Annotated in this window: 2 protein-coding genes; both read right to left on the bottom strand. The window is 50.1% G+C overall.

Annotated elements, in window-relative coordinates; all coding sequences use genetic code 11:
* Positions 1-250 (bottom strand): hypothetical protein (locus tag AC0QH1_RS00900; protein ID WP_324628842.1); only part of this gene is annotated, 250 nt, incomplete at its 3' end.
* Positions 251-320: 70 nt separating this feature from the next.
* The coding region (locus AC0QH1_RS00895; RefSeq protein ID WP_324628841.1) for a WD40 domain-containing protein at positions 321-4,787 on the bottom strand (4,467 nt) is incomplete at its 5' end.

Genomic DNA, 4,787 nt, shown 5'->3' with positions numbered 1-4,787 from the left:
GTGGATCGCCAGTCGTTCCCACCATTCCACGGGGCAATCCAGGCTCTAATTTCTCTTCTACTTCTTCCAGATTTTCAATGGATTGATTTCCCCCTTCTATTTGGACGCAGAATTTTACAATAATTCTCTGTTTTACTTCTTCATTTATGGATTCGCTGGCTAAAGATTCTTTTAACCAAGCAATGATTTGCGCTTTTAACAGATATTCGGTGCAGTTGCTCGGTTGATTCTTAGATAATGATTCAGTCATTTTTTTACTCCTGTTTTGAATTGAAACCTACTTACCAGATAATGAATTTATGAATGACAAATTGGTCACTTCAGGGGTCTTCTGTTTCATGGCACAAAGAACGGTATTCTTTAGCAGAGGGATTATTCTGGAGATAGTCTTGCAGCTCATTGCAACCGTAATTCAGCAGAGTCTCTAAATTCAAAGACGCGACCTTTTCCCACGTCCAGAGAATCACCGTTTTGTCGTTACTAGCGGAGGCCAGGGTGAGACCGTCCGGACTAAAACGGAGGCTATAGACACTTTCACGATGTCCCTCCAGGGTTTTGTAGGGGCGAGTTTCAAACTTTTCTGTTTCGGGGTCTCGCCGCCAGAGTGCGATGGTACCGTCGCCACTGGCGGAGATCAGGGTCTGAGCGTCGGGGCTGAAAATTGCCGCATGGACTTTCGCACCATGACCCCGGAGGGTTTGAAGCAAAGTGCCATCGCGCTGCCAGAGTTTAATCGTGCGATCTGTACTGGCCGTAACCAGGATTTGACCGTCGGGACTAAAGCTGGCGCTTTGGATCTGCTCTTGGTGCCCTACAAAGTGGGTGAGTAACTTGCCATCGGGTTGCCAGAGGGCGATCGCGCGATCGGCAGCAGCGGCGATGAGCTGCCCATCAGGGCTAAAGCTGACAGTCTGGACTCGTTCGTCCAACCCCCTTAACTGCACGATTAAACTGCCGTCACGCTGCCACAGTTTTACGGTTCCGTCATTACTGGCGGCTGCGATGATCTGGGCGTCCGGGCTAAACCTCACGCTTTTCACCGGGGATGGAGAATCCTCCAGGGTTTGAATCGGGGTGCCATCAGGCCGCCACAGTTTTACCCTATTGTCATAGCTGGCAGAAGCAATTATCGCACCATCAGGGCTAAAACTGATGCTGGAGAGTTCTTTGCTATGGGCGTTGGGGATTTCCCTCACACTGCCATCGTCCCTCCAAATCCTGATGGTTTTATCGTAACTGGCAGAAGCAATTGTGCGATTGTCCGGGCTAAAACTGATGTCAGTCACTCCCGAGATATGTCCTCGGAGGATTTGAAGAAAGCGCTCGTCTATGTGCCAGAGTTTGACAGTGGTGTCCGCACTGGCAGAGGCGAGTGTTTTTCCGTCCGGGCTGAAATTGACATCCCAAACAAAAGAGTGGTGCCCATCCAGGGTTTCGAGCAAAGTGCCGTCGCTGGTTCGCCAGAGCTTAATCGTTTGGTCATTACTGGCAGAGGCGAGTTGTTGTCCGTCGGGGCTGAAACTGACGCTATTCACGGCATCCTGATGTCCGGTGAGTGTTTTGAGCCAAGTGCCATCGCGCCGCCAGAGCTTAATCGTTCGATCCCTACTGGCAGAGGCAATGATTTCGCCCTCGGGGTCAAACACCACTTGATAAATTGCATCGTCATGCCCTTTGAAGGTCTTCAGCAAAGTACCATCACGTTGCCAAATCTTGATGATGCCGTCCAGACTAGCAGAGACGAGGGTTTGGCTGTCGGGGCTAAAGCTGACCGAGGAAACAGGCTTATTGTGTCCTTCGAGGGGGCGAAGGAACGTACCGTCGCGTCGCCAGAGGGTGATGCGATTAGTATATGTAGTCGCTGCCGCAATTATCTCGCCGTCGGGACTGAAACGGAGGTCGTTGAAGACTTTTTCTTCACCCCGGATCGTCTGGAGCAAAGTGCCGTCCCTGCGCCAGAGTTTAATGGTGCCGTCGTGACTGGCAGAAGCGAGGGTCTCGCCGTCGGGACTGAAACTGACGCTGGTGACCCGCTCCTCGTGTCCTTCGAGGGTGCGAAGTAAGGTGCCATCGCGCCCCCAAATCCGAATCTTTTTATCCTCACTAGCAGAGGCAAGTGTGTCCCCGTCAGGACTGAACCGAACCCGCGTCACCCGATCGCCATGTGGGAGACGGTTTCGCTCTCGAACGGGAGTGAGAATTACATTTTGTAGGCGCTGTGCGGTTTCCTGTTGAAGTTCTGCCGGGACTTGCGGGTTTTGCACTTGTTTGCTGGCGCTGACACTCGCCAGTAATGCGCCGAGGCGATCGCTCGAAAGTAGGCGAGCTTCCGATTCGGAATTGAGCGCTTGAATGGTAGCGCTTTGGGCTTTATATTTTTGCCCTTCTGCCTGTCGCCATAAAAGTGCGGTTGAGGTGGTTAATATTCCCAGAACCAACACGGCGGTTGTGGTGCCAAACAACGCCCATTTAAACACCTGGTTTATCTTCGCTTCGCTACATTGTCTTTGCTCTCGCTCCCACTGGAGTTGTGCCATTAATTCAGCGTTTTTTTGCTGGCGGATAAAAGAGACGAGATAATCATGCACCAGTTGATAGCGGTCTGTGGGCTTGTCGGGCAACAGAAACACTAATCCCGATTTCACAAAAATCTCTAAAACCACCTCTAAGCCATCCGCTTTGTCTGCCAATTGGGCGGTTAGTTCTGCCTGTGTTTTCAGCGGACGAGTATTGTGTTCGTCGGTTAGTAAATACAAGACGAGTTCGGCAGTTTTTCGGTTCTCTGGGCCACAGTCTTGTACCACTTCTGCTAAATAACGCTCGACTAATTTTTCTTTCGGCCCGCGTTCTTTATACTGTGGCAAGCTGGTGATGTTTTCGGTTTGCAATTGCGCTCCCACGATTTGCAACTCAATCGGGCGCACTTCCCCAGCGTCTCGGGCTAAGTCTTGAACCAATTCATCAATTAAATCCGGTTCTAAGTAACACTGATGGGTTTGGGTTAAGCTGTGAATAATTTCCCGGGCGTCTTTGGGAGAAAAATTGCCCAAGTAATAGATAATATTTTTGTCTAAAATATTGTCGTTTACCACATCAAGGCTAATTAAGCGGTTGTTGCACTCCAGCAGATAATGCAAATAATCTTCTCGCAGGGACAAAACAACCTTGACGCCATTCAGGTTCAGGCAGTCTTTCAAAAATTGATAAAATTCCCGACGATTTTCGGGGTCTTTGCAGGCAAAGAAGAATTCTTCAAACTGGTCAAATATCAGAACCGTAATCCAATGATTTTCTGAATTGATTCTCAATTGCTCCAGAATGTGGGGCAGGGAATCCAAGGGGCGGTGGGAGAGAGACATCGCCTCGGTTGCAGGGCGATTGGGAGATTCTGAAGCCTGTTTGAGGGCCTGAGACAAACAGTTACCGAGTTCTGCGATCCAATTTTTATAAACTTGCTGCAACACCGGTAAAATATCGCAACTGCCAAGATTAATCTGGCTTAAAGCCGGGATTAAACCCGCTTGCACGATCGAACTTTTTCCCACACCGGATTGTCCGTGAATCACCGTGAGGCGGTTGCAGTCGGTGCTGATGCGATTCACCAGGTTAATAACATCTTTTTTTCGGCCAGAATCGGCGATTTCTGGAGCGATTTCTCCGGATATTTTTCCTTTGAAGAATCGGATTTTTTTCAGATGTTGTTTCGGTTGCAACCGTCCCGCCCCGACAAACGCCCGCAAGCCATATTGTTGTTCGATTGATTCTCGCTCTTGCTTGAGAGCGAAGGCTTGGAAATATTCCCCTTCGTGAAAGTAACCGCTTCTTAAGTCTTGAAGAATGGAAATGTAAAGCGGTAGGTCGTACTGAGGATTGGCTTGGGCTTTGGCGGTTTCCAAGGCATCCAATGCTTCGCGGGGGAAACCTAATTTGGCTTGCGCTCTTCCTAAGGCGAACCAATACCAACTTTGATGGTACGATCGCACCCAATCTAAATAGAAGGAATTTTCCGATGCAGCAGTGGATGAGTTTTCCAAGGCATCGGCGACGATAGACAGGGCTTTTTCGGCCATTTTTTTGGCCCGATCGCTTTCATTTTTTCCCAAGGCCACTTCGGCTAGAAATCCATAGCACCGGGCCAGTCGGAACGAACTCGGGTGGGTTTGATGAAGTGCCAACGCTCTGGTGGCAATTGCTTCTAATTTATCCCAGTCTGCCAGTCGCTGCAAGACCTCTCCCCAAGCATTGATAAAGTTGGGGAGCAAATCGGGACGCTTAGCGCGATCGAAGGTTTCAATGCAGTCTTGAAAGTAATTTTGGGCGCGCTCGCAGCAGGAGTGAAAGTCAACGCAATGCTGCACGGCATAGATATTCCACCAGACTCCCAAATAATACAGCACGCAGCTACGTCGCTCTAAGCACTCGTCCGGGGGAAACAGGGCTAAACTGCGTTCGTAATGGTGCCGTGCCTGTTCCTGGGACTGCTCGCCCAGACGACCGATGAGAAATTCGACACTGGCGGCAAGTGAGGGTTCTAATGTCACCCCTCGATCTTGTAGCTGTTGCCGTGCGGTTTCGAGTTCCCTGCGAAGGGAGGATTCGCTTTGTAGATTAAACGCACTCCGATCGAGAAATCGACCTTCGCCGTTCTCTAACAATTTAGCAAAAAGGCGATCGCTGGTCTGTTTCAGGGACGCGATTAACTCTTCCGGCGCGATCGCAAACTCGGTCAAACTCCCCCAACTCTCGAAATCCGGTGCCAACCGCGTCAGCTTGGCAGAAATCTCATC

It is taken from the genome of Phormidium sp. CCY1219, from assembly GCF_055795085.1.
The sequence above is the reverse complement of the archived record's forward strand: the minus strand, read 5'-3'. Positions and strand labels throughout refer to the sequence as shown.